The organism is Pseudomonas sp. ENNP23 (assembly GCF_001728945.1).
Classification (GTDB): domain Bacteria; phylum Pseudomonadota; class Gammaproteobacteria; order Pseudomonadales; family Pseudomonadaceae; genus Metapseudomonas; species Metapseudomonas otitidis.
The window spans coordinates 1-20,622 of sequence record NZ_LYSP01000060.1; the positions used below are offsets into that span (position 1 = coordinate 1).

The following is a 20,622-nucleotide window of genomic DNA, read 5'->3' on the forward strand; positions in this document are numbered from 1 at the left end:
CGAGCTCAGCCCATCCTACGTTTGCCGCCGCGGCCTGCCGGATACTCCGCGCTTCACCTGTCCACCGCCTCGACGCACATCGGGCACCCGTAGGATGCGGTGAGCTCGGCGAACCGCATCAACCCGCGCCATCCCCCGCAGCCGTCTCCATGCCTACCCCTCGCTACGCTCGGCCATGAGCCGGCGGTAATGGCGGGTGCGGTGGAGGGTGTGCCATTGCTCCTTGAGCAAGGCGCGCAGCGGGGAGACGCCGGGGCGGGTGGATTGGCCGTCGCCGAGGCGGCGCATCTGGTATTTCACGGCCGACATGTAGGCCAGTGCAGCGAGGGATTTGTTGCGCCAGCGGATGGGCGGCAGCTCGGCACTGGCGGCGTTGTCGCCCTCACGCCAGCGGCGCGGCAGGGCCGGGTCAAGGGCCAGGGCGGTGGCGATGCCGGCCAGGCTCACGCCGCTGGCCAGCACCTGCTCCACCACCGGCAGCCGGCGGATGCCGCCGGTGACCATCACCGGCATGCGCGCTTCGGTGGCCAGTTCGCGGGCGAACTCCAGGAAGTACGCCTCGCGCGCGAGGGTGCGACCATCCCGGGCGTCGCCCTGCATGGCCGGCGCCTCGTAGCTGCCGCCGGAGAGTTCCACCAGGTCCACCGGCAGGTCGTTCAGCCACAGCAGCACCTGGCGGGCGTCTTGCGGCTCGAAGCCGCCGCGCTGGAAGTCCGCCGAGTTCAGCTTCACCCCCACGCCGAAGCGGGGGGATACCCGCGCCCGCACCGCCTTCACCACCTCCAGCAGCAGGCGCGCGCGGTTCTCCAGGGAACCGCCCCAGCGGTCCTGGCGGCGGTTGGTCAGCGGCGAGAGGAACTGGCTGAGCAGGTAGCCGTGGGCGGCGTGGATCTGCACGCCGTCGAAGCCGGCCTGCTCGGCCAGCACGGCGCTGTGGGCGAAGCGTTCGATCAGGGCGGCGATGTCCTGTTCCTCCAGCGCACGCGGGGTGGGGAACATCCGCGACAGGCTGCCCATCTCCAGGGCGACCGCTGATGGGGCGACGGTCGCCTGGCCGAGGTTGGCCTGCATCTGCCGGCCGGGGTGGTTCAGTTGCAGCCAGAACTGCGCGCCATGGGCCTTGCCCACTTTTGCCCATTGGCTGAAGCGCGGCAGTTGGCGGTCATCCTCCAGCACCACGCCGCCAGGGCCGGTCATGGCGCGGGCGTCCACCATCACGTTGCCGCTGAGCAGCAACCCCGCACCGCCTTCGGCCCAGGCCGCGTAGAGGCGAAGCAGCGCATCGGACGGCGCCTGGCGGGGATCGGCGAGGTTCTCCTCCATGGAGGCCTTGGCGATGCGGTTGGGCAGGGTGGTGCCATTGGGCAGGCTGAGCGGCTGGAAGGGCAGCATGGTGGGTGTCCTCGGGTGGGCGTCGACGGAAGGTAGAAGAGCTGCGGCAGAGCCTAAGGTTAAAGTCAGCTTCAAGGTCAATAGGTGGAGAACCCCAGCCATGAAAATCGGTGAACTGGCGCGACGCAGCGGCCTGACCGCCTCGCGCATCCGCTTCTACGAGGCCAGCGGCCTGATCGCCGCCCAGCGCCTGGGCAATGGCTACCGGGACTACCCCGAGCAAGCCCTCTCGGTGCTGGAGCTGATCGCCTGTGGCCAGCAGGCCGGCTTCAGCCTGGAGGAGATGCGCCACCTGCTGCCCAGCCCCGACCAGGTACAGGGCAACCACGAGCGAATGCTGGAGGGCCTGCGGCGCAAGGTGGCGGAGATCGAGGCCATGCAGGCGCGCCTGGTGGTGGCCCGCGAGCGGCTGTTGCAGGTGATCGACAGCATTGAGGACAAGCCCGAGGGCATGGGCTGCCAGGAGAATGCCGAGCGTGTACTGGGGCGCCTGCGCGGCAGCGGGCAGGCGCTGCCAGAGCGTTGAGTTGGCGTTATCCACAGGCTCGGCCTGGGCAGGCGCATGGCCCGATCTGCAGGCATCCGGCGCTCCAGCCTGCCGGGAGCGGCAGCCTCTGTGTGGTGCCGAGCCATTGGATCGACGCCAACCTGGAGCCCCTGGGCGACTGAATCGGCCCCGGCCTCAGTGCCAGGGCACCAGCAGGAGGTCGGTCACCACGGCCACCAGCCGGCCACTGGCGTCGTAGCCGAAGTAGCTGGGATAGGTGCCGTCGCCATAGCCGCTGGAGAACAACGTCACGTTGCCGGCCTCGGTCGGCAGCAGCGTCCAACTGCGGGTGTGCCGGTAGGTTTTGTCCAGCTCGGCCAGCAGGCGCTCGTCGAAGGCTTCGCCCTCCTGTTCGCGCTGCGTTTCGTAGCGGCGCAGGGCGGCGGCGTCCATGAAGCCGCCGGTGCCGCTGTCCACCCCGTAGCCGAAGAATTCGTCCGGGCCCAGGGTGCTCGGGTCCTGGCCGTCCACCAGGGCCATCTCCCAGCGGGTTGCCGTGCCGGGCGCGAAGACGATGCGGGCGAAGGCGATGCGCTCGTCCTCGCCGATCCGCGCGATGGCCAACTGCAGCGGGAAGCGGCCCTTGGGCACCGCCTGGGTGAAGGGCGCGTCACAGCTCACCAGCGGGTCGCAGGCCACCAGTTGCCCGGTGGGCAGCTCCAGCTCGCCAACGGGCTGGGTGTAGAAGCGGTAGTCGATCCCCTCCACCTTGACCTGGTAGCCCTCGGCGAAGGCGGCATCGAAGGGCGGGTGGTTCATGGGGGCAACCTCCTCGGCGTGGAGCGTGGGCAGGGCCAGCAGCAGGGTGAGGGCGGCGAGGGTGCGTTTCATCGGCTGCATGGCTCCAGGCGGTGGTGCGGGACTGCTGAAGTCCGGTCGCATTCATTGACGAACGACCGGCTCGTGATGCTGAAGCGCGGTACTCTACGCGCCGTTTCGGCCCGTGTCGGGCGCGCCATCATTGCATGAGGATCGAAGATGGAACCGGTCTCTGTTTCGCAGCTTCTGGCTGCACTGTTCGAAGCCCACGGCGTCGAGTTCGTCGTGCACGAGGGGTGGGTCGCGCCGGGTGGCCGGCTGCCGGCGATCCGCGCCACCTGGTATCCCCGCGGCAAGACCGGCCGGCTGGATGTGGACGTGCTGCTGGAGGATGACAACCGCCAGTTCCAGGAAGCCTTCGCCGGCGTGGGTGAGGGCGAGGCCGGCCTGCGCGATGCCTGGGAGAACTTCTGCCGCAACAGCTTCCATGTACTGCTCTCGGCACTCTGGGGCCGTGTCGACGAGGACCAGGTGACGGTAGAGACCTGGCAGGTGGGCGAGCAGCGCTTCGAGGCGCACCTGGGCAACTTCTGCACGCGCGGTGCCGACGGCAAGGTGCCGACGCTGCCGGAGAACCTGTTCCCCAGCATCGAGGCGCAGATCCGCGCCCTGCCGCTGGACGGGCGCCTCCACTGGTTCCGGCACTTCTTCTGCGCCTTCGACAACCAGCGCACGGTGGAGGCGCTGTTCGACAACGAGCCCTGGCAGGCGGGCATGGACAGCTTCGCGGGGCTGGCCTGGCAGGACTCCGAGGCGTATTACAGCGCGCGGAATTTCCTGGTGATCAAGCCCGTTCCGGCCTGATCGGGACGGGGCGTCCCCTCAAGCAAGAAGCTCCGCATCACGCGGGGCTTCTTGCTGGGCGAAACGACGGATCAACGGTTGTTGTAGCCGTCTTCGCTCAACGCTCTTCATCGGAAGGAGTTAGCTGCGTGAACCCCTTGATTCCTATTGCGAGTGTCCAGTTCTCCATCTCAATGCCCGATTTATACGAGTGGATCGATGACACCAAATACCTCACTGCGGCCTGGCGAGACATTGCTCGGTACGTCGGCGTCAACCCTGATGCATTGACTGGCCTGTGGGATCTCTATTTCGAACGCACAAAGGTTGGGGAGGGTGATGTGCATGCCTTTCTGGGGCATGACGAGATGCACGACGTGCTGATTTTTGACCTGTATCGGGAAACCACCGATCAGATGGACATTATTGAAGTGACCACCCGGGTGGCCCAAGCGCGTATGAACGGGCTCAGGAAGTTGCTGCGGGAAGCCTTCGACCAGTCGAGTTGCCAGCTCGGCTATCGGGAGACGTGTTCGGATTTCGGCGTGGTGCGCGCCCTCGATCCCGGTACCTACCCCAGGGTGGTTGAAGAGAGCCGCTACGCGCAGTGTTTGAAAATCTGGCCGAGGGTGGGGGGCGATTCCCAGGGGACGATTTGAGGAGCGTTACTGGCACCCATGTAAGGGCGTGACCAGCCTTTGCCTCGATACGCTGTGGTAACAACTTGATCAACGAGGGCGCGAAGAAATTCGAAGTCATCGAGAAGTGCGGTGAGCCGCAAGACAAGGAGGTGATCGAGCCTATGATCGGTACGCACAACAAGACGCCAAACAAGTCGGTAACCGTCGAGAACTGGGTATACGGCCCCAGCAATGGGATGTACCGCTATCTGAAATTTATTGATGGTGTTCTGGTGAAGATTGAAAGCAAGCGTTTGTAAGGCTTCGTTTTGCTTTGGGTGTAGCTGTATTTAGGGTAACTGCGCGTTCTAGCGTGAATGCCAAGGCGGATAGGTTATCGACCTATCCGCTCACTCTGACTGATCCGCTTATAACTTCATGTCTTCAGGCCACAGGAAGTAGGGGCCATGCTTCGGGCTGACGCGGAACTCTCCGCCGATCTCTTTGCCACTTGCGGTCAGATACTCCTTTCCATCTTTGGTCTCGAGATAGCCAAGCTCTACCAGTTTCTGAATCAGTTCAGCGGTCTTGAGCTTGTAGCGCTGGCCCAACTTGGAAGTTGTCAGCTTTGTAGTCTTTTCATCCCCGGCGTCTTCCTCCTTTTCCGCCTCGCTGGCGATGCGTTCAAGGCTGATACGCACTTCCTCGCTGATACGGATGATCCGCTGCGCTTCCTCGTAGGCATCCCGATACAGATCGGTGTCTTCTGAGCGCTCGATCAGCACACCCATTTCGTTGTTGTTCACCTGGCTGAACTCATAGAGGTTCAGGCTGCTGATGATGCAGATCTCTTCGTTGAGGTAGCACTTGGCGTGGAGGTTCTTGCAGAAGCTGGTGCGGATGTAGGTGAGTTCGTTGAGCCAGCGGATCTCCTCCGGCTGGAGCTCGCTTTTGCCGTAGACAATACGGACATCGATCTTGAGACGGTCCTTGTCGATCAGAAGCTCTTTGATCCGGTCGTTGAGCTTGAGGAAGGGGCTGATCAGGATCAGGCGGTCTTTGGCGTTCTTGATCAGTTCTTCGAGGAAGTAGTTGGTTGCACTGGTGTTGAGAAACTTGGCCATTCTTACGTCCCTATAAATGCAGCGCTCTACTGCGGTATTCCCGTGTCAGGTACAGGCGTTTGCCGGCGATGCCTAAGGTGGCGTCATGGGCGGCTTTAGTCAATTTGACGTTGGTGATGACGTGTCGACGCCGAGGCGTGGCGCAGGCTCCTGCCTTTCAGGCAGTTAGGTTGCGTGGATGTATTTCGCTTCTGGCTTCCACAGGCTAACGTTCGGCCCTTCAATCGCCCCAAGGTTGGCCAGGGAGAGCATATGGGTCTCGAAGACAGGGATTGGTTTCAACAGGCCCGTGCAGAGCGGGATGGCAAGGAGTGGAAGCGTCCTGGTGGTCGTGCCAAGCCTGCCGATGTGCCTCCTGCCCCGAAGGAAAAGAGCCCGGTCGAGCGAATCAATCGGCCGGTCAAATCACGTACACCGCCTTCTTATGTGCACCTGCAGGCGCAAGAGATTCTCGACGCACGCAACAGCAAGTCACCGCCATCGTTTTTCATTGCGGCGGTGGTGTTTGCCGTCCTCTCTATCGGTGTCGCGCTGTTCTATCACTACGCGTGACTGATCGTTCCTCCCGCGCTACATCATCGGGCTAAAGCTGCTGGCGGCGGAGCAGTAGCGCTGCTTCATAAGCTCGCTGCTCGGCTCACGGTCTTGCTGCCAGCGCTCTCCCCAGCCCCTGCACTCGGCTTTGAAGAACTGCTTCGCGCCTTTGCGGCACTCCCGGTAATCGATCGAGCCACGTTTGTGGTTGTCGCACACGCTGCTGTTGTCGATGTAGTTGTTCACGATGGTCCAGGTTGCGTAATAGCTGCCGCCACCGCTCCACTTTTCTATCCAGTGCGCATCCTTTTCTACGGATCGGCGGCGGGTGGTCGTTTGCTGGTTGGGCTGTTGATAGGCGAGCGACTGCCGCACGCCTTCCATGCTCACCACGTTGTCGGGCTGCCGGGGCGTGTAGTTGTGGTCGTTGAAGTCGGTCTGCCGCTGCTGGGCTTGGGCCTGTGCCCGGCGCTGTTCTTCCTTGCGGCGTTGATCGGCCCAGAACTGCTCTTCGGCAGTGGCGGTTTGCGGTTGGCGTTCAGCCCCGTTGCCGTACGGGTCGGTATGTACGTACTCGGCTGGCGGCTCGGCGGGTTGATCGTTGAAGCGGGGGAAGGCGAAGTGGGTGCCAGCCAGGTTGAGCAAGCCAAACACCAGGGCACAGCCTGCGAGCCCTGGCACCAGCCAGCGAAGCCATGCGTTTTTCCCGTTCCGCCTTACATGGCGGGGGGCGTCATCCCAGTCGGCTTTCATGGCCATCACTCCTTTGATCGGCAAGCCGCTGAATCCTATTCAGCCAGGGCGCCGTTATCAACGCCGGTGCCCATGCCTGTTGGTAGGGGGCCTACGCATGCAGGTGTAGCTGGGATGCCGAAGATTCCTAGGAGACGTCTGAATCCATCTGGCCACCCTCGCGCTAACCCGCTCCCTGTGCTGTTCTTTACCTCGTGAAAATGTGAGGTGTGTCACACATGCAATTACATGAAGGTGTCTGCCGTGCGGGCGATGTGGTGTCGATCAACATCCTTGATGGGGAGCCGGACGAGCGGGTGATGCGGTTGCTGCTGACCCAGGGGATCGAGGTGGAAGTGCTGGAGGTTCTGGAGGGGGCGGTAAAGCTGGCGGTAAGGGCGCCGGGTGGGATGCTCATCGTGGAGGAGTTGACGTTCCCTCCGTGATGGTGCGGGTTGAGGGCTGGGTGTTACAGGCGGCTCGCCAGGGGACTGGCGGGCCGCTTCTATATATAGAGGGCCTATTCCGTATCCGTGGCATTCGCCTGGTCGTACTCGGGGCTGGTCTGGCCGCACTCGGGAGCGATCTTTCCGCTCACAAGCCACAGCGCGTACTCCGGGGCCAGTTCGACGATGACCTTGATGTCGTCCTCGTTGACCCTCCTTCCTCCCTTTCTGAGCGCATACCACTTCTCGCGGTCGATGCCGCTCAGCTCTTCCAGCTTCTTGGCTGTGAGCTTCTTATGCTCAAGTATCGCGACGATTCGCTCTCTCATATTCTCAATCCGCCTTTGGATGTGCTGGAGGTTCTGGAGGGGGCGGTGAGGGCGCCGGGTGGGATGTTCATCGTGGAGGAACTGACGTTTCCTCCGTGATGCTGGGGGCTGAGGGCTAGGTGTTACAGGCGGCTCGCCGGGGAACTGGCGGGCCGCTTCTATCTATAGAGGGCCTATTCCGTATCCGTGGCATTCGCCTGGTCGTACTCGGGGCTGGTCTGGCCGCACTCAGGAGCGATCTTCCCGCTCACAAGCCACAGCGCGTACTCCGGCGTGATGTTGGCCATTGCTTCGATGTCGTCTTCGTTCGCACGGCGCTTTCCATTTCGTAGGGCGTACCACTTTTCGCGGTCGATCCCGCTCAGCTCCTGCAGCTTCTTGGCTGTGAAGCTCTTCGCGTCCCATATGGCTATAAGCCGCTCTCTGATCATTCCAATTTGTTCTTAGTAATTAGCAAATAGTGCTACTAACTATCTGCAATGGTGGTTATTCTTGCACTATGTGATTTGCATTAAATGCAAATCATCATTTCCCAATAAAGACCAACATAGTGCAGCAAAGGCCAGGGAGATGGAAGAAAACTACCTTGTTCTTATGTCATGCCGTAAAGCCCGGAGCCCGCACCGCGCTGCTACCAGCCTGCTGTTCCGACTGCTCCGCATCATCCGCTTCGACCTGCACCGCGATCCCAACGTGGCTGCCACGAGGTTCCGCCAACTGGTGCTGCTGTTCCGCGTCGCCGGCTATGTGGACGACCTGCAGGTCAGCCGCCTCAACAAACTGGGGGACAACGCCCTGTACTACGGCCTGCGCGCCGCGCTCCACCGCGCCCGTGCCGACTTCTGGACCCGCCACCGTTCAGAACACGTGAAGGATAGCTAGGCCATGGACCGTGATGACTTCCTGGCACCGCCACCGCTGATGCCGTGGCGCCAGTTCGCCAACTGGATTCGCATGGGCGACGAACACGACGTGGTGTGGGGCTGGATTCGCAACGGCTACCTACCGTCCCGCAAGGTGGGCAAGTACGTGATGGTCAACGTGGCGCTGCTGACTCAGCAGATGCTGGAGCGGGAGCCCGATCCGTAGGCAGGGGAGGGCGGGTGACACTTCCCAACCCCCAAAAACGACTAAGCCCCTGAAAACCGAGGTTCTTCAGGGGCTTAGCTTTTGATGTCTGGAGCGGGCGAAGGGAATCGAACCCGTTTTGGCTCATGGTCTTTGCTGGGCTTCCTCTGCCAACGTCAGTCAATCCGGGCTTTTCAGGGCATGCGACTTGGCTTGTGCTGGGAATTGTCGGTCTTTACTTTCGACACTTTTTCGACATGCCCAATTCTCACTGACCGGTTATTCGCTTAGTCGCTTGAGTAACTCTTCAGCTATCTTTTCTGCTAGCCTTTTAGTCGTTATTGTTTCTAAAAGATTATTTCGTTTTCTTACTCGCCATGTGTCGCCTTCACCTAGTTTTGCGGTTATTTCCACTGCGTAGGGTGAATTTTCTCCGTCACTTATCCACTTCGGGTGTCCATTCGGGTTCGAGTGGGACCAGTACAATGAAGGCCCGTGCTCTTTGTTTTCGCTAAAAATTGCTTGCGATCTGGGGGCTATATATGCAAGTTTCTCTATCGATTTTAAGCCTGGGGCTTCTATTTTTATTGAGAATGTCCAGCTTTTTGAAACGCTATTTCCCTTGCAGATCTCATGAAAATCTTCAAGATCTAATGGGGTGTCGTATGTCCGTATTGAGCACTTGCCATCTATTTTTTCAAGTGTTCTTGATAGGTTTAAATTTATCATTGCGACTAGGAGTTTTACGCCATTCTCCCATACTTGCAGTAGTTCGCTTTGCTTTTGCTTTAAACGCTCAAGTACAGGGTCGAATCCCTGCTGTTTTTTAGCTGAGAGTTCAAGTCCAGTTAGTGCGCCATTTATTTTTTCAAGTACAAGTTCAAAGAAAGAGCTAATATCTCCTCCTTCGTCTGATTCTGCGAGTGCTTCTATATAGCGCTCTCGCTCTTTTTTCTTGATTATGATTGGCGGATATCCTGCGCGAATAAGTTCAAGATTTCCTAGCGCCCTCGCTGTCCTGCCATTGCCATCAGTGTATGGATGTACATGGGCTAGCCACGCATGAAGCACGACCGCTCTGATGGGGGCTGCTGTTTCCTGATGTTTAACCGACCAGTCTCTCCATTCCTCCATATGGTTAATTATCTCATTCCAGGTTTTTGGAGGTCTGTGACTTGCTCTTGAAATTAGTATAGGTTCGTTTCTGAAAATTCCTGCACCTCGTCTTTCCCCAAGTAACAGAAAATGAATTTCATGAATTTGTTCTATGTCTGTTGGTGTTTCTTTTTGTTTTGATAGTTCGTAGGCTCTGTTTAGTGCTTTGTCTAGCGCTAGAGCGTCTCTGATGTAGGCAGGGTCATGGCCGGTAATCGTGATCCCTTTTAGAACTGCTAACTCAGTTTCTCCGGCGCTAAGGGTGCTTCCCTCTATGGCGTTAGATTCGGCTACTTGCTCGAACCTCTTTTCACCGTAGTAATCTTTAATTGTTTCTTCGGTAAGTGTTTTTGATTTTCTAAGAAGGCTTACTCGTTCTTCGATTTTTTTGATCTTGTTTATTATCTCAATGCTTGCGGCTTGATCTAAAGTGTAAGGTGTTTTTTCTAGTTCGATCATTTGTGTTATCTCGGGTTTTGTGTTTTTTAGATCAAGTTTTTTGCTTTTTTGAAGTTTTTTATAAGTTCGACTTACCAAGATTTCGTTATTTCACCCTTCGAACACCCGATCACATCAGCATCAATGGTGTAGTCAGGCTTCAGGCACTCTTGGATCGGGCGGGGCTTGCAGTCGACCTTGCAGCGCTTGGCTTCCACGATGGCGGCGTGCCTACGCTTCATTTCTTCGTCGTAGGCAATCTGCTCTTCGATCTTCCGTTGCTTCAAATACTCTTTTGCCGCTGGGGCCATTACGCCTTCGTTCTCCGCGAAGCCACGCATCATCCGGTCGCTGAGTTCCTGGCTCATTGGCTTGATGATGAAGTCGGTGATTGCCTTGCTCGCGGTGTCTATCGCGTCATTCTGGGTGGGGTCTTTGGGCTCGTCGGCTGCGCTGAGTGTGGTCACTGCCAAGAGGGCAAGCCCGAGTGCGGCGGCGGGAAATTTCATTGTCAGAGTCCTTTCTGCTGCGTTGTCGGCAGGTAGGCATAAATTGGCGTTGATCGTGTGATCCGTCAATTTAGCTTTGGTGTTACCCCATGTGCTGCTCTGCTCCTTGGGCTCCTTGTCTGAGTTCCTGTGCGTTCTGTGGTAGCTGGGGTGCTCAAGTTTCTTCAGAAACGTCTGAATTCGCTTAACCGTTCTCGCGCTCTGGTCGCCTGCTGTGGTGTTCTCACTCTGTCAAGAGTGTGAGGTGCATCAAATGCAGCTTCATCAAGGTGTCTGTCGTGCTGGTGACGTGGTGTCGATCAACATTCTCAAGGGCGAGCCGGATGAGCGGGTCATGCGGTTGCTGCTGACTCAGGGGATCGAGGTCGAGGTGGTGGAGGTGCTGGAAGGGGCGGTGAAGCTGGCTGTGAGGGCGCCGGGTGGGATGCTCATTGTGGAGGAGCTGGCGTTTCCTCCGTAGTTGCTTCTTCTTGCTCTTGCTGCGGGCGGTCTCGCCGGGAGAACCAGCGGGCCGCCACTCTGGCTGTAACGTCTATACCGCGTCTCGTTCGGTCAAGTTTCGATCTGCTTCTTCATAACCTGGGCTTATCTGCCCTGCCTCAGGCATGACTTCCCCCGTCAGCATCCACCACCGGTACTGAGGGAAGACCTTCGCGATAGCCAAGATTTCCTCTTCCTTAATCTCCCTGTTCTTTGAAGGGTTCTTAAGGTTGCTCCACGTGTAGCGACTGATGCCGGTCAGCTCCTCAAGCTTGGGCAGCCTGATGTTCGATGACGCCAGGATGGTTATAACGCGCTGCTTTATCATTCCGTATTCATCTAAATAAACTCTAGTCAAATTGACTTGAGCCGCATATGCTTCGGTTCAGCTTGAGTCAATTTGACTTAAGCCTTGCTAAACGATGTCCAACATAGTGCAGCAAAGGCCAAGGATGTGGAAGGAATCAACCAACTACCTCGCGTTTCCCGCGCTCCCTCTGTCTCGCCCGCTCACGCCAACCCGACGCTTGCCGCGCTGCTGTGTGGCTTGCTCCGGGTCATCCGCTACGCCCCGCACCGCGACGCCTTCGCGGCTGCGCTGAGGTTCCGCCAACTGCTGTTGCTGTTCCGCTTGGCCGGTCACCTCGATGCCGCGCCGGCCTCCCGCCTCTCCGCGCTTGTGGATAACGCCCTGTACCGGGGCAACCGCTCACCCTCTGTGAAGGATCGCTAGGTCATGGACCGTGAACACTATTTGACCCCGCCGCCGCTGATGCCGTGGCGCCAGTTCGCCGACTGGATTCGGATGAGTGATGACCACGATGTGGTATGGGGCTGGATTCGCAACGGCTACCTGCCGTCTCACAAGGTCGGCAAGTACGTGATGGTCAACGTGGCGCTACTGGTCCAGCAGATGCTGGACAAGGACGACCTATGAGCCGCGTTGACGCTGAATTCGCCCTGCGCCTGCCTGAGTTGCTCCGGGCTCGCATCGAACGGGCGGCCAGTGCCTCCCGGCGTTCGCTGAATGCCGAGGTGGTGGTCCGCCTGGAGCACAGTTTCTGCCGTGAGGGTGTCGCCGATGGGAATGCACCGCTACCTGCACAAACCGCACCCCGTGGGCTGCGCCTGCTCTGTCTGCTGGTCCCGCGCCGCCCCGGTCGCCCCCGCAGCCTCCCGGTCCACGGCATGCGACCACTGCCGCCCCGCGCAGATGTCCAGGGTCGATGGGAAATGGGTCTGCCAGCCGGCCTCGTTCTGCGAGAAACACAGGCCCGCACGCCGCGCCCCGAAGTACTGGAACGTTGTCTACGACAGCGGGCCGCCCACCCCTTTCGTGCCCATTCACGAACCCTTCGGAGACTGAGCCATGGGTGACGCTCTGTTCATCGCGGCCTTCGCGGTTCTGTTCGTGGTGCTGTCGCTCCGGTTTGCCAAGGCCCTTGGCTTCTGGCCCCGCCCGACCCCCCACACCGAACCCGCCCCGGTCCAGGGCCGCCGCACCGGCTTGTCCGAACACGCTTCACCGTTCGGTCAAACGGAGCGCCGGGCGGAGCGAACCCTTGACCGTCCTCCCCCCTGAAAGCCTCAGCGCGGGAGTAGGGAGAACGCTCTTCTCTCCCTGCTCCCGAGCCCTCGGCGGCAAGAGCGGGATGACAAGGGCAGCGCCCTTGGTGTTAACCGAGTAACCGGCCACGCATAGGCCGCGATTCAAACCCCAGCAGACCGACCACGCACTCGGGCGAAAACGAAAGTTCGCCCGTGTGGGATCGCTCGGCCTGCTGAAAGGCAAACCGCGCACTAACGCGCACTCAAGTGAGGTCACTCAAATGGCACGTTCGATCATGGAAGTTGCATTCCTGGGCACTCAGAAAACCGAGATGGAGGGGGCGAAGTACGTGAAGGTCTTCTACGGCGATGAGCCGGACGGCAAGACCGAACACGGGCTCTCGATCATCGGCATGGCGGTGGCTGACGACTACGCCGATGAAGTCTTCGCCGCTGGGGCTCAGTTCCAGCCGCTGGAGATGGTCCGCATCACCTTTGAGGTCGACCGGGGCGGCCAGAACAAGGGCAAGAATCTGGCGTTGCACATCGAAGCGGTCAAACCGCGCCCGGTTGCCCCCAGCGGCAACACCCGCAATCAACCCCAACCGACCGCCCCGGCTGCCGAGCCGGCCAAGTCCTGACCTGAGCAGGGGAGGGGCTGAGCATGGCGCGTTACCTGTTCATCGCCGCGTTGGGCTTCTCGGGCGGCTTCCTCGCCGGCTACGTCGATGGGCTGAGCACGGTTGAGCAGTACGCGCCGATCGCCCTCGGAAGCATGCACCCCTGAGGAGGTCCCCCATGTCGCTTGCCGCCGTTCAAGTCTGCACCCGCTGGGTGGGCTCGCTGTGCATCCAGACCGAATGGCGGCAGGCCTACCTGATCCCCCCGGAGGCTGCCGGCTACGTCGACATCCTCGTTACGGGCGGGTTCTCCCCGAAGGCGTTCGGCATCGGTTTCGCCGGCACTCTCGGGGTGTTCCTGACCGGTCTGGCCGTGGGCTGGATCGCGTCGATCCTTCGCAAAGCAAAGTGAGGCATTTCATGAAAAACCTGTTCCGCAACACCTGCATCGCCCTGTCCGTTTCCGCCGTCACTGCCGTGCCGGCCTTCGCTGCCGGTGAGTCGATCATCGACACCGCCGCCATCAAGGCCGCCATGGAATCCGCCAAGTCCGACGCGGGCACCGTGGCCGGTTACGTCGCGCTCGCCCTGGCCGTTCTGGCTTGCGCGGGCGTGGTCTTCGGCATGCTCCGCAAGGCGTAAACCGGTGATCTGGTCCCTCTTCCTGGGAACCCTCGTCGCGGGCGCCTTCATCACGGGCTACCGCACCGGCGAGTTTTTCTAGGCCACTGAGAACCGCCCGGCTGCTGGGAAAGGGCCGGGCTTTTTGTTGTGTGGAGACGTGGCAATGCCCCTCAACCTCGCCCGCCTCAACGTTCTGGTCGTCACGGTGCTGGCTTTGCTCGCTCCGCTGAGTGTTCAGGCCGATTACATCTGGGCCTTTGGAGCGCCTGAGCCTCCTTTTGCATCAGCAGACCCACTTACTGCCTGCATCCAGGTACTCACTGCCAACCCTCTCACTGCTCAAAAACGACGTGGGTACGCCATCAAAGGCCCCATTCCAGAAAGTGCGACTTCTGTACGTTGCACTTTTCAGGAGATTTCTTGGGATAACTGGGTCGATGCTTCAATCCCCATAATTCGCTACGGCCAAGGCTGTGATTCTGGAAAGCTTTACGACCCCAACACCGGCCAGTGCATCGTCCCTGACAAAGACTGCAAAGCCGAAACCGGCGACATCCTCACCCGTGGCAGCATTGCCGGCATCGTCGTCTCCAACGGTCGCACCTACTCGCTGTCCCAGTCCCCGGCCAGCGCCTGCGTAGACAGTTGCACCTTCGCTCTCAAGGATACTGGCCGCCCGCGTTACACCAGCTGCTACCTCGTCAAGGGCTCCCAGGTCGACAGCTTCTGCAACTACATCCTCACCGGCACCGGAGAACCCTGCTCCGGCTGGAACTGGGCTCAGCCCGAAACCGGCGACCCGCTGAACCCCGCCGACACCCCCGACGCTCCCCCATCTGACCCCAACGACCCCGGCTGCCCCAAAGGCTGGTCCTGGTCCGGCACCACCTGCGTCAAGACGCCCACCGATGGCGACGGTGGCGGCGACAAGGAGGGCGACAAGGACAAAGACCCCAGCGGTGGTGGCGGCGTCGGTGGGGGTGGCGACAAGGACCCCGGCGGCGACGGGCAGGACGGCGGCACCGACGGTGACAAAGACAAGGACAAAGACCCCGGCAGCGGAACCGGTGGCGGCAAAGACCCGGACAAGGGCGGCAGCCTCAAGCCACCCAAGGCCGGCAGCTTCGACAACGCCAACAAAGAGTGGGCCGCCAAGGCCGAACAGGCTCGCCAGCTCTTCAACGACAAGCTCAAGCAACAGATGAACAGCTTCAAGGGCGTCTTCGACGTCAACCTCGGCCAGGGTGCCGGCTCGCTGCCCTGCGAGCGGTTCACCGTCCTCGGCCAGACCCTGAGCATCTGCCTCACCGACTACGCCACCGAACTGGCCTACCTGCGGCAGATCCTCCTGCTCGTGGCCAGTGTCATCGCCGCCACCATCGTTCTGAGGGATTGACCATGGACACCATCGCCGGCTTCTTCGACCCGATCATCGGCTTCTTCCAGGCCGCCTGGGACTTCCTCGCCCAAGGCATCTACGACTACTTCAAGGACGCCTTGCTGGTCGCCACCAAGGCCGCTATCTACAGCTACTTCTCCAGCCTCACCCTGTGCATGGAAATCGCCTTCGTTGCCGCACGGGAAATCATCCAGAGCCTGGGCCTGTCCTCGGCCGTCCGCTCCGCGTTTTCCGCACTGCCCCCGCAGATCAGCAGCGCCCTCTCGTTCTTCGGCATCCCCCAGGCCCTCAACATCCTCTTTTCCGCCCTCAGCACCCGCTTCGTCATGCGGTTCGTGCCCTTCATAGGACGCTGACCATGTCGATCAAAATCCACCACGGCCCCAACGGCTCCTACAAGACTTCCGGCGCCCTGCAGGACGACGCCATCCCCGCTTTGCTGCAGGGGCGCGTCATCATCACCAACATCCGCGGCTTCACCCTGGACCGCGCTTACACCGTCTTCCCCGACCTGCCCAACACCAGCGAAATCATCAACCTCTCGCTCGAATCGCTCCCCGACCTCGAGCGCATGCGCACGTGGTTCCAGTGGGCGCCGCGCGGCGCCTTCATCATCTTCGACGAAACCCAGCTGGTGTTTCCCAAGTCCTGGCGCGACAGCGACCTCAAGCGCTTCGACTTCCCTGGAGGCCCTGAAGCTGCCGCCGAAGCCGACCGCCCCATGGGCTGGCTCGACGCCTGGACCCGGCACCGCCACTTCAACTGGGACATCGTCCTCACCACCCCCAACATCGCCTACATCCGCGACGACATCCGCATGACCAGCGAGATGGCCTACCGGCATTCCAACCTCGCCGTCATCGGCATCCCCGGCCGCTACAAAGAGGCCCAGCACGATGCCCAGATCAACCGCCCGCCCATGGAAGGGACCGTCATCGAATACAAGCGGATCAAGAAGCAGACCTTCGCCCTCTACGACTCCACCGCCACGGGAGCGCACCATGACACCAAAGCCGGAAAGAGCCTCTTCAGGTCGCCTAAGTTACTGCTACTACTGGTATTTATTGCCGCTTGCGTTGGCTTTTCGGCATGGATGGGGCCAGTTACTTTCGGCGTTGCTCCGCCTGCTGAAACAGCCGCTGCCCCTGCTCAAACGGGTGACCCGAACCAGCTGCAAGGCACTGGCCAGCCTGGGGCTGTGGCTGCTACGCCGGGTGATCCTGCGGGTAGCCTCCTTCCTGGCGTGCCTGTGGGCCTTCAGCCAGGTAGCCCGCCTGTTCAGCTAGCGCACCCCTTCGGTGACCGCCGCATCTCCATCATCGGCACCCTGTACATGGCCGACAAAGGCGTCATCTACCTCTTCCAGATGACCGACGCCCAAGGGCAGGTGATCAACCTCAACTCCTGGCAGCTCATGGCCAGTGGGTACCGCTTCAAGCCCCAGGGTGAATGCGTGGTGCGGGTCACCTACGAAGACTGGGAATCCCGCTTCACCTGCCAGGGCCAGCCCCGCAACAGCACCCCAGCGGCCACCGCCCCACCGCCTGATCCCAACGCCCCGCCCAAGGTGGCGGCCCCCATATCCCAGGGCCTTGCAGAGGTCCCCGCCAGGGCATGGCCCTCAACCCTCGGCTACAGCGCGCCCTAGGGGCAGTGCTGAGCGCGCGTGCGGCCTGGAGGGAGCGCAAGGCACGAGCGCACGACAGGCCGCACGCGCGCCGCTGACGCCCCTGTAACACGTCAGACAAACCCATTTTGAAACGGCCAATACTGGCCAATGTTGGAGATTCGAACATGGCAGCCAAAGACCTCTTGAGAGTCGACGCCCTTTGCAACGAAGACCCGAAGGGCCGGATGTTCATCGACCCCCACACCCTGAAAATGACCGACCTGGGTCGTGTCAACCTCCTGCGGTGTGGCGTGGATACGGTGCGTCAGCTCTACCGGGGCCTGATACGGCCCGGCGTCATCGAACTCTTCGACAACCCGGGGACCATCGTCGAATTCGCCGGAGAGCGCTGGCATGCCGGACGTGTCAGCAAAGACTCCGGCTACCAGTACAAGCTACAGAACGCCGACCTGGGCTTCGTCCTGCTGGTGAAGAACTTCAACTCCAAGGTCGACAGCATCGGCCCCCACGTCAAAATCGAAGTCTCCCCCCACGCCATCGACGCCCTCAGCCCCCACCGGCTACAGGCCCGCATGGACCGCTACGCCGAACACCTGCTCACCCATGTTGAGGTCAACCAGTGCGCCGTTCACCTCGCCCTGGACCTGCAGAACTGGACCCCACCCGCCGACCTCGTTGCCCGCATGCACTGCCGGGCCCGGACACACCGCGACATCTCGGGCATCAACGAAATCCAATGGGACACCAAGTCCAGCGTCTACGGGCGTGGCGAGACCTTCATGTTCGGCTCGGCCAGTGGGATTCAGCTCTGCCTCTACAACAAAACTGAGCAGGCCCGCGTCACGGACAAGCTCGACTACTGGGAAAGCGTCTGGAAGCGTCGAGACTCGTTCTGCGATGACGATCCCCACAACTACAACCCCGAGGCCGACGTCTGGCGGATCGAACTTCGCTACCACCATTCCATCGTCCAGCAATTCGCCTCCGGCTCCATCGACGCCAAGAGCGGCCAGCCCATCGACACCAAGACCTACGAAGCCTTCACCCATCACCTCGACGGCCTGTGGCGCTATGGCCTGGGTCAGTTCCGTCTGCTGGCCCGTCCCGGCTACTACGAACCCATCTGGACGCTCATCCGCAACGACGTACAGGTCGACGTCCCCGTCGATTCGCTCATCGACGAAACCGAATACAAGCGCTACCACAAGACCGCACGGGGCTTCTCGGGCAAGAACGTCGAGCTGTTCCTGGGAAACTTCGTCAGCCTGCTTGCACGGGAGCGAGTGGGCGCAAAGACCGCCTTTGAACGGCTCCAGACCTGGGAATGCTGGCCTGTGATCCGTGACCACTACGCTGCCAAGGAGATGACCGCACACGACGTCTACAAGCACATCAAGCAACTGCTTGAGGAACGCCATGTCAGGTGGGGGAGGGCCGTGTAATGGCAATCACGCAACTGCCTGACGGTCGTTGGCGAGTCGACACCGAACCCACCAAGGGCAAGCGCTTTCGCAAGACCTTCAAGACCAAGGGCGAGTGCCTGCGCTTTGAACGGTTCATCCGGCAGAAGCACAGCGAAGACCCCATGTGGTCACCGAAGCCAAAGGACCTGCGCAAACTCTCCGAGCTGGTTGAGCTGTGGTACGACCTCCACGGCCAGACCCTGACCAACGGCCATCGCTGCGTCGCGATTCTGCGGCTTGTGGCCAAGGCCCTTGGCAATCCTGTCGCCTCAACCCTGGAACCCGCCAAGGTGGCCCGGCTACGTGCTCGGCAGATCGCCAACGGCATGTCCGGCAAGTCCGCCAACAACCGCTTGGGCTACCTCAAGTCGATGTACAACGCGCTTCGCCAGCTCGGCGTCATCGACTATGAAAACCCCATCGGCCAGATGCGGCCCGTGAAGCTTCAGGAACGCCCTCTGTCGTACCTCACACGTCCGCAGATCAGCGAACTCTTGGTCGCGCTCGATGCTCGGTCCACATCACCACACCCACGCATGGTGGCCCGGATCTGCCTTGCCACTGGTGCCCGATGGGGCGAGGCTCAGGCACTCACCCCCGAACGCCTTCGGGGCAGTACCGTCGTGTTCTCCAACACCAAGTCAAAGCGGGTCCGGTCCGTTCCCATCAGTGATGACCTTGCCGACGCCATCCGTGCCCATTGGAAGGCTCACGGGCCCTTCACCAACTGCCTCGGCGTCTTCCGAAAGGTACTGATTTCAACGTCTATCAAGCTTCCCAGGGGGCAGGCCAGCCACGTTCTGCGGCACACGTTCGCAAGTCACTTCATCATGAACGGCGGGCACATCGTCACGCTCCAGAACATCCTGGGGCATGCATCGCTGTCGATGACCATGCGGTATGCACACCTTTCCCAGGATCACCTAGCCGAAGCCGTCAGGTTCAACCCGCTTGAGCCTTCTGCTTCAACGTAGCTTTCGTCTTTCTTGGAGCGCGCCGGAAAACCCGTTTCGACACTTTTTCGACACTTGCCATCCTCCAGAAATACAAAGCCCCCGAAAAACCTAGGTTCTTCAGGGGCTTAGCGTTTTGGAATCTGGAGCGGGCGAAGGGAATCGAACCCTCGTCATGAGCTTGGGAAGCTCAGGTAATGCCATTATACGACGCCCGCTTGCGAGGCCGACTTTTTACCAGAAGTCGTGGCCGAAATGAAGCCCCGCCCCTGAACCTTCCGTGATGAAACGCACCTTGCCGGCCGCCTGCGTCGGGCGCTGGCGGCCGGGTGGGGCGCGTCATACGGCCATGGCCTGCGGGCCCAGGCCGTGGAGGACGCGGGGCTGCTGGCTGCGGGTGGGGGTGTTGAGGAAGCCCAGCAGGACGTCCTGGGTCTGCTGCCAGCCGGCCTTGTGCTCAATGTCGATGAAGTGGCCGACGTTGCGGATGGTGGCGAACTGGCAGTCGCGCACGTGGCGGGCGAAGCCGCGGGCGTCCTCGGGGGAGGTGTAGAGGTCGTGCTCGCCGTTGATGAACAGCAGGGGGATGTCCACGGCTTGCAGGCAGTCGACGTAGCAGTGGGCGTCGAGGTTGAGCACCTGGCGGATGTGGAAGTTCATCTGCAGGTATTCGTGGTCGTCGAGGCTGGCGACGTGCTTGTGGTTGAAGCGCTTGAACAGCGCCGGCAGGTAGCGGCCGATGGTGGCGTTGACCAGCTGCGCGACGTTCTCCCGATCCAGGGCCTGGAGGTGGGTCATGCCGTTGCGCAGGTAGTCGAGCATCGGTTCGTTGAGCACCGGCGAGAAGGAGTTGATCACCGCCTTGCGGATGCGCGCCGGGTTCTGCGAGAGGGCGAGCAGGGTGGCGACGCCGCCCCAGGAGAAGGAGGACACGTAGTCCACCTGGTGGTGTTCGATGAGCGCCAGGAGGATCTCGGCCTCGGCTTCCTTGGTAACGGGGATGCCGTGGTCGTTGTGGGGCTTGGACTGGCCGGCGTAGGGCTGGTCGTAGAGCACGACGTTGAACTGCGGGTGCAGGTACTTGACCGTCTGCGCGAACGAGGCCGTGGTGGCGAGGGAGCCGTTGACCAGGATGATGGTCCGGCTGGCCTGCGGGTTGGCGTAGAGCTCCGTGTGAACCTTGTACTTCCTGTTGACTGTGACGACTTGGGTTTGAGGCCTCATGTCGTTTCCTCCGGGCGCAGGTTGGACGAGCGGGCGATGGGGGCATCGTTCGCGGCGCATGGCAGTCAGATAAACGCCTGGAGATGACAGGGGAATGTCAGGCGAGGATTTTTAGAATTATTTATTTTTCAATGATTTACAGCGAAAAAGGGTGGCCGTTCCAGCGCCGTCGAGGGGGCGTTGGA

At 60.8% G+C, this 20,622-nt stretch carries 31 protein-coding genes, 1 tRNA gene and 1 pseudogene; 22 read left to right on the top strand and 11 right to left on the bottom strand.

Going from position 1 to position 20,622, the window contains the following annotated elements:
• Positions 1-153: 153 nt before the first annotated feature.
• The gene (locus A9G05_RS24150) at positions 154-1,392 is read right to left on the bottom strand and encodes an NADH:flavin oxidoreductase/NADH oxidase family protein (RefSeq protein WP_069563368.1); all 1,239 of its coding nucleotides are present in this window, start codon (positions 1,390-1,392) and stop codon (positions 154-156) included.
• A 100-nt stretch (positions 1,393-1,492) separates the two neighbouring features.
• On the opposite strand from A9G05_RS24150, the gene A9G05_RS24155 reads away from it, so the two are divergent.
• The gene (locus A9G05_RS24155) at positions 1,493-1,918 is read left to right on the top strand and encodes a MerR family transcriptional regulator (RefSeq protein WP_069563369.1); all 426 of its coding nucleotides are present in this window, start codon (positions 1,493-1,495) and stop codon (positions 1,916-1,918) included.
• 156 nt (positions 1,919-2,074) lie between these two features.
• On the opposite strand, the gene A9G05_RS24160 is transcribed toward A9G05_RS24155, so the two are convergent.
• Positions 2,075-2,770, bottom strand: coding sequence for a DUF4241 domain-containing protein (locus A9G05_RS24160; protein ID WP_218187209.1), 696 nt, complete (start codon positions 2,768-2,770; stop codon positions 2,075-2,077).
• Between the two features lie 147 nt (positions 2,771-2,917).
• Between A9G05_RS24160 and A9G05_RS24165 the strand changes: the two genes are divergently transcribed.
• The 3 genes from A9G05_RS24165 to A9G05_RS24175 all read left to right on the top strand — a co-directional run bounded on the left by A9G05_RS24165 (position 2,918) and on the right by A9G05_RS24175 (position 4,481).
• Positions 2,918-3,562 carry a DUF6348 family protein gene (locus A9G05_RS24165; RefSeq protein WP_069563370.1) on the top strand — a complete coding sequence of 215 codons (645 nt, stop codon included), beginning with the start codon at positions 2,918-2,920 and terminating at the stop codon, positions 3,560-3,562.
• Positions 3,563-3,690: 128 nt separating this feature from the next.
• Positions 3,691-4,200 carry a hypothetical protein gene (locus A9G05_RS24170; protein ID WP_069563371.1) on the top strand — a complete coding sequence of 170 codons (510 nt, stop codon included), beginning with the start codon at positions 3,691-3,693 and terminating at the stop codon, positions 4,198-4,200.
• 47 nt (positions 4,201-4,247) lie between these two features.
• Positions 4,248-4,481: a DUF2845 domain-containing protein gene (locus A9G05_RS24175; protein ID WP_083272654.1), complete on the top strand. Its 234-nt coding sequence runs from the start codon at positions 4,248-4,250 to the stop codon at positions 4,479-4,481.
• Between the two features lie 108 nt (positions 4,482-4,589).
• Here the strand turns inward: A9G05_RS24175 and A9G05_RS24180 are convergent, their stop codons facing one another.
• Positions 4,590-5,285 (bottom strand): phospholipase D family protein, encoded by a 696-nt coding sequence (locus A9G05_RS24180; RefSeq protein WP_069563372.1) that lies wholly within the window; start codon positions 5,283-5,285, stop codon positions 4,590-4,592.
• 252 nt (positions 5,286-5,537) lie between these two features.
• Here A9G05_RS24180 and A9G05_RS27475 point away from each other — a divergent pair, with 252 nt between their 5' ends.
• Positions 5,538-5,837: a hypothetical protein gene (locus tag A9G05_RS27475; RefSeq protein ID WP_139131243.1), complete on the top strand. Its 300-nt coding sequence runs from the start codon at positions 5,538-5,540 to the stop codon at positions 5,835-5,837.
• A gap of 18 nt (positions 5,838-5,855) precedes the next feature.
• Here A9G05_RS27475 and A9G05_RS24185 read toward each other — a convergent pair whose 3' ends face one another.
• The gene (locus A9G05_RS24185; protein ID WP_069563373.1) at positions 5,856-6,572 is read right to left on the bottom strand and encodes a hypothetical protein; all 717 of its coding nucleotides are present in this window, start codon (positions 6,570-6,572) and stop codon (positions 5,856-5,858) included.
• A 218-nt stretch (positions 6,573-6,790) separates the two neighbouring features.
• Between A9G05_RS24185 and A9G05_RS24190 the strand changes: the two genes are divergently transcribed.
• Positions 6,791-6,997: a hypothetical protein gene (locus tag A9G05_RS24190; protein WP_044400114.1), complete on the top strand. Its 207-nt coding sequence runs from the start codon at positions 6,791-6,793 to the stop codon at positions 6,995-6,997.
• A 74-nt stretch (positions 6,998-7,071) separates the two neighbouring features.
• Here A9G05_RS24190 and A9G05_RS24195 read toward each other — a convergent pair whose 3' ends face one another.
• Together A9G05_RS24195 and A9G05_RS24200 are read right to left on the bottom strand one after the other, a co-directional pair.
• Positions 7,072-7,326 (bottom strand): DNA-binding protein, encoded by a 255-nt coding sequence (locus A9G05_RS24195; protein WP_069563374.1) that lies wholly within the window; start codon positions 7,324-7,326, stop codon positions 7,072-7,074.
• Positions 7,327-7,499: 173 nt separating this feature from the next.
• Positions 7,500-7,757 (bottom strand): helix-turn-helix transcriptional regulator, encoded by a 258-nt coding sequence (locus A9G05_RS24200; protein WP_044400120.1) that lies wholly within the window; start codon positions 7,755-7,757, stop codon positions 7,500-7,502.
• Positions 7,758-7,920: 163 nt separating this feature from the next.
• Between A9G05_RS24200 and A9G05_RS24205 the strand changes: the two genes are divergently transcribed.
• Both A9G05_RS24205 and A9G05_RS24210 read left to right on the top strand, forming a co-directional pair.
• Entirely contained in the window at positions 7,921-8,208 is a 288-nt protein-coding gene (locus A9G05_RS24205; protein WP_069563375.1) for a hypothetical protein, read from the top strand.
• Between the two features lie 3 nt (positions 8,209-8,211).
• On the top strand, positions 8,212-8,415 hold the full coding sequence (locus A9G05_RS24210) for a hypothetical protein (RefSeq protein ID WP_044400124.1): 204 nt from the start codon (positions 8,212-8,214) through the stop codon (positions 8,413-8,415).
• Between the two features lie 258 nt (positions 8,416-8,673).
• Here the strand turns inward: A9G05_RS24210 and A9G05_RS26860 are convergent, their stop codons facing one another.
• Both A9G05_RS26860 and A9G05_RS24215 read right to left on the bottom strand, forming a co-directional pair.
• A complete protein-coding gene (locus tag A9G05_RS26860; RefSeq protein WP_083272655.1) occupies positions 8,674-10,008 on the bottom strand; it encodes a Fic family protein in 1,335 nt (444 codons plus the stop codon).
• 71 nt (positions 10,009-10,079) lie between these two features.
• Positions 10,080-10,496: a hypothetical protein gene (locus A9G05_RS24215; protein ID WP_069563376.1), complete on the bottom strand. Its 417-nt coding sequence runs from the start codon at positions 10,494-10,496 to the stop codon at positions 10,080-10,082.
• Positions 10,497-10,749: 253 nt separating this feature from the next.
• Between A9G05_RS24215 and A9G05_RS24220 the strand changes: the two genes are divergently transcribed.
• Positions 10,750-10,956 (top strand): hypothetical protein, encoded by a 207-nt coding sequence (locus tag A9G05_RS24220; protein WP_069563377.1) that lies wholly within the window; start codon positions 10,750-10,752, stop codon positions 10,954-10,956.
• A gap of 72 nt (positions 10,957-11,028) precedes the next feature.
• Here A9G05_RS24220 and A9G05_RS24225 read toward each other — a convergent pair whose 3' ends face one another.
• Complete coding sequence (locus A9G05_RS24225) at positions 11,029-11,304, bottom strand: helix-turn-helix transcriptional regulator (protein ID WP_069563378.1); 276 nt, start codon at positions 11,302-11,304, stop codon at positions 11,029-11,031.
• A gap of 219 nt (positions 11,305-11,523) precedes the next feature.
• Between A9G05_RS24225 and A9G05_RS24230 the strand changes: the two genes are divergently transcribed.
• The 13 genes and pseudogenes from A9G05_RS24230 (at position 11,524) to A9G05_RS24280 (ending at position 19,234) form a co-directional block, all read left to right on the top strand.
• The gene (locus A9G05_RS24230) at positions 11,524-11,709 is read left to right on the top strand and encodes a hypothetical protein (protein ID WP_139131244.1); all 186 of its coding nucleotides are present in this window, start codon (positions 11,524-11,526) and stop codon (positions 11,707-11,709) included.
• Positions 11,710-11,712: 3 nt separating this feature from the next.
• Complete coding sequence (locus A9G05_RS24235) at positions 11,713-11,913, top strand: hypothetical protein (RefSeq protein ID WP_069563380.1); 201 nt, start codon at positions 11,713-11,715, stop codon at positions 11,911-11,913.
• Positions 11,910-12,038, top strand: a pseudogene (locus tag A9G05_RS27765) (Arc family DNA-binding protein); the annotation flags it as partial. The gene A9G05_RS24235 and the pseudogene A9G05_RS27765, both read left to right, overlap by 4 nt.
• Before the next feature lie 25 nt (positions 12,039-12,063).
• The gene (locus A9G05_RS27770; protein ID WP_236212267.1) at positions 12,064-12,342 is read left to right on the top strand and encodes a DUF5447 family protein; all 279 of its coding nucleotides are present in this window, start codon (positions 12,064-12,066) and stop codon (positions 12,340-12,342) included.
• A gap of 463 nt (positions 12,343-12,805) precedes the next feature.
• Entirely contained in the window at positions 12,806-13,165 is a 360-nt protein-coding gene (locus A9G05_RS24245) for a hypothetical protein (RefSeq protein WP_069563382.1), read from the top strand.
• Between the two features lie 23 nt (positions 13,166-13,188).
• Positions 13,189-13,311: a hypothetical protein gene (locus A9G05_RS28250; RefSeq protein WP_256548485.1), complete on the top strand. Its 123-nt coding sequence runs from the start codon at positions 13,189-13,191 to the stop codon at positions 13,309-13,311.
• A gap of 11 nt (positions 13,312-13,322) precedes the next feature.
• On the top strand, positions 13,323-13,556 hold the full coding sequence (locus A9G05_RS24250; protein WP_069563383.1) for a hypothetical protein: 234 nt from the start codon (positions 13,323-13,325) through the stop codon (positions 13,554-13,556).
• Between the two features lie 8 nt (positions 13,557-13,564).
• The gene (locus tag A9G05_RS24255) at positions 13,565-13,786 is read left to right on the top strand and encodes a major capsid protein (RefSeq protein WP_069563384.1); all 222 of its coding nucleotides are present in this window, start codon (positions 13,565-13,567) and stop codon (positions 13,784-13,786) included.
• A 145-nt stretch (positions 13,787-13,931) separates the two neighbouring features.
• Positions 13,932-15,164 (top strand): attachment protein, encoded by a 1,233-nt coding sequence (locus tag A9G05_RS24260; protein WP_139131245.1) that lies wholly within the window; start codon positions 13,932-13,934, stop codon positions 15,162-15,164.
• A 2-nt stretch (positions 15,165-15,166) separates the two neighbouring features.
• Positions 15,167-15,523 carry a DUF2523 family protein gene (locus A9G05_RS24265; protein WP_069563385.1) on the top strand — a complete coding sequence of 119 codons (357 nt, stop codon included), beginning with the start codon at positions 15,167-15,169 and terminating at the stop codon, positions 15,521-15,523.
• A 2-nt stretch (positions 15,524-15,525) separates the two neighbouring features.
• Complete coding sequence (locus tag A9G05_RS24270; protein WP_069563386.1) at positions 15,526-16,815, top strand: zonular occludens toxin domain-containing protein; 1,290 nt, start codon at positions 15,526-15,528, stop codon at positions 16,813-16,815.
• A 146-nt stretch (positions 16,816-16,961) separates the two neighbouring features.
• Positions 16,962-18,239 carry a hypothetical protein gene (locus A9G05_RS24275; RefSeq protein WP_069563387.1) on the top strand — a complete coding sequence of 426 codons (1,278 nt, stop codon included), beginning with the start codon at positions 16,962-16,964 and terminating at the stop codon, positions 18,237-18,239.
• The gene (locus A9G05_RS24280) at positions 18,239-19,234 is read left to right on the top strand and encodes a tyrosine-type recombinase/integrase (protein ID WP_069563388.1); all 996 of its coding nucleotides are present in this window, start codon (positions 18,239-18,241) and stop codon (positions 19,232-19,234) included. The genes A9G05_RS24275 and A9G05_RS24280 overlap by 1 nt, the downstream gene beginning before the upstream one ends.
• 123 nt (positions 19,235-19,357) lie before the next feature.
• Here the strand turns inward: A9G05_RS24280 and A9G05_RS24285 are convergent.
• A tRNA-Gly gene (locus A9G05_RS24285) sits at positions 19,358-19,431 on the bottom strand.
• A 121-nt stretch (positions 19,432-19,552) separates the two neighbouring features.
• Positions 19,553-20,437 carry an alpha/beta fold hydrolase gene (locus A9G05_RS24290; RefSeq protein ID WP_069563389.1) on the bottom strand — a complete coding sequence of 295 codons (885 nt, stop codon included), beginning with the start codon at positions 20,435-20,437 and terminating at the stop codon, positions 19,553-19,555.
• Positions 20,438-20,622 lie beyond the last annotated feature (185 nt).